A 2,215-nucleotide genomic window follows, 5' to 3' on the forward strand; every position below is an offset into this window, starting at 1 on the left:
TCCGTCCACTGTTCCTGAGATCAAAGGATGACGTCATGAACCCGAACGGCCAGATCGCGATCGTCACCGGCGGCGGCTCCGGCCTTGGCGAGGCAACGGCGCGCGCGCTGGCCACCAAGGGAGCCCGCGTCGCCATCTTCGATGTCGGTATTGACCGCGCGGCCAAGGTCGCGGCCGAGATCGGCGGTATTGCCGGCCAATGCGACGTCAGCAGCGCCGACAGTGGGACTGCTGCCCTCGCCGACGTCGCCGCCAAGCTTGGCGAGCCGCGTATCCTGATCAATTGCGCCGGCATCGCCATCGGCGTGAAGACGATCGGCAAGGATGGTCCCCATCCGCTTGATCAGTACCGCAAGGTGATCGAGGTCAATCTGATCGGCACGTTCAACATGATCCGCCTCGTCGCCGAACGCGCGTCGAAGCTCGAGCCGCTGCCGGGCGGCGAGCGCGGCGTCATTGTCAACACCGCTTCGGTTGCCGCCTATGATGGCCAGATCGGGCAGGCCGCCTATGCGGCGTCCAAGGGCGGCGTCGTCGGCATGACGCTGCCGGTGGCGCGCGACCTTGCCCGTTCCGGCATCCGCGTCTGCACCATCGCTCCCGGCATCTTCAAGACGCCGATGATGGCCGGCATGCCGCAAGAGGTGCAGGATTCACTGGGCGCCGCCGTGCCCTTCCCGTCGCGCCTGGGCGAACCGTCCGAATATGCCGCTCTCGCCCTGCACATCATCGAGAACCAGATGCTGAACGGCGAGACCATTCGCCTCGACGGCGCCATTCGCATGGCGCCGAAATAAACCGGTCATGAGCGCCGGCCTGTCCGCTGCCGCTAAAACCGGTCCGCTGACCGGGCTGAAGGTGATCGAGATGGCCGGGCTCGGCGCCGTGCCGCTGGCCGGCCTGATGCTGTCGGAGATGGGCGCGCAACTGTTGCGTATCGAACGGGCGGGGACGAGCCAGCTCCTGCCGCTGCCGGATGAGTATAACATCGACCGCCATGGCCGCGCCGTGCTGCGCCTCGACCTGAAGCGCCGTGAAGGCACCGATCTGTTGCTGCGCCTTGCCGAAAAGGCGGACATGTTGCTCGAAGGCTTTCGTCCGGGCGTCATGGAGCGGCTCGGCCTCGGCCCGGAAACGGTGCTGGCGCGTAACCCGGCGCTGATCTACGGCCGTATGACCGGCTTCGGCCAGGACGGCCCGCTCGCCGGCCGCGCCGGCCACGACATAACCTACCTCGCCTATAGCGGCGTGCTGCACGCCATCGGCCATGCCGGCGGCCGTCCCGTCACGCCGCTCAACCTCGTTGCAGACTATGGCGGTGGCGCCATGATGCTGGTTGCCGGTGTGCTGGCCGCCCTGTTCCAACGTTCGCGCACAGGCAAGGGTGAAGTTATCGACGCCGCGATGGTCGATGGCGCTTCGATGCTGGCGGTGCCCCTGCACGCCTTGATGGCGGCCGGCTTGTGGAGCGATAAGCGTGGCGCGAACCTGCTCGATTCCGGCGCCCCGTTCTACGACACCTATGAGACGTCGGACGGACGCCATATCGCCATCGGCTGTCTCGAGCCGCAATTCTTCGCCGAATTCGCCAGGCTGCTGCCGCTCGACGAGCGCTTTGCATCCGGCCAGTACGACAAGGCCCTGTGGCCGCCGATGCGCGCCGCCATTGCCGATCGGATCCGGCAGAAACCACGCGACGACTGGGACCGGTTGTTCGCGCAAACCGATGCCTGCGTTGCACCCGTTCTGTCGCTGCAAGAGGCAAAGCACCACCCGCACAATCGGGCACGCAACGCCTCTGTGACGGCAGGTGCATTTGAGCGCCCGGCCCCGGCCCCGCGTTTCTCGAGTTCGCAACCGACATTGGCCACTATGCCCGGCGATGAGGATTTGTTGCCGTCGACAATGCTGGCACGTTTCGGCTTTGCGAAAGCCGAGATCGACGACCTTGTCAAATCCGGCTTGCTGACCGATAACTAGAGAACAAAAATCAACTTACTGCGGTGCTGCCTTGGACGAGCCGAAGAAGGACGTGATCCGTGAGACGGACGCCGAAGCGATCCGGCTGGCGAAGACGCTTCTGCGCAGCGCCCGCTTTGGCGCCCTGGCGGTGATCGAACCGCAAACCGGCTCGCCGCTGGCCAGCAGGGTTGGCGTGGCCACCGACATCGACGGCGCACCGCTGATCCTGGTGTCGATGCTTTCGGCGCACACC

2 protein-coding genes and 1 pseudogene are annotated in these 2,215 nt (G+C 65.8%); all 3 read left to right on the top strand.

What is annotated here, in order from left to right:
- The first annotated feature begins 35 nt into the window (after nt 1-35).
- Complete coding sequence (locus EN991_RS33170) at nt 36-797, top strand: 3-hydroxyacyl-CoA dehydrogenase (RefSeq protein ID WP_127370318.1); 762 nt, start codon at nt 36-38, stop codon at nt 795-797.
- Between the two features lie 7 nt (nt 798-804).
- Complete coding sequence (locus tag EN991_RS33175; protein ID WP_127370319.1) at nt 805-1,980, top strand: CaiB/BaiF CoA-transferase family protein; 1,176 nt, start codon at nt 805-807, stop codon at nt 1,978-1,980.
- 31 nt (nt 1,981-2,011) lie between these two features.
- A pseudogene (locus EN991_RS33180) lies at nt 2,012-2,215 on the top strand (HugZ family protein); the annotation flags it as partial.

It is taken from the genome of Mesorhizobium sp. M7A.F.Ca.US.005.03.2.1 (genome assembly GCF_003997795.1).
In the GTDB taxonomy this organism is placed as follows: Bacteria; Pseudomonadota; Alphaproteobacteria; order Rhizobiales; family Rhizobiaceae; genus Mesorhizobium; species Mesorhizobium ciceri.

Excerpts from the sequence above, each read along its gene's own strand:
- EN991_RS33170 (WP_127370318.1), top strand. The coding sequence starts at position 36 with ATGAACCCGAACGGCCAGATCGCGATCGTCACCGGCGGCGGCTCCGGC.
- EN991_RS33175 (WP_127370319.1), top strand. The coding sequence starts at position 805 with ATGAGCGCCGGCCTGTCCGCTGCCGCTAAAACCGGTCCGCTGACCGGG.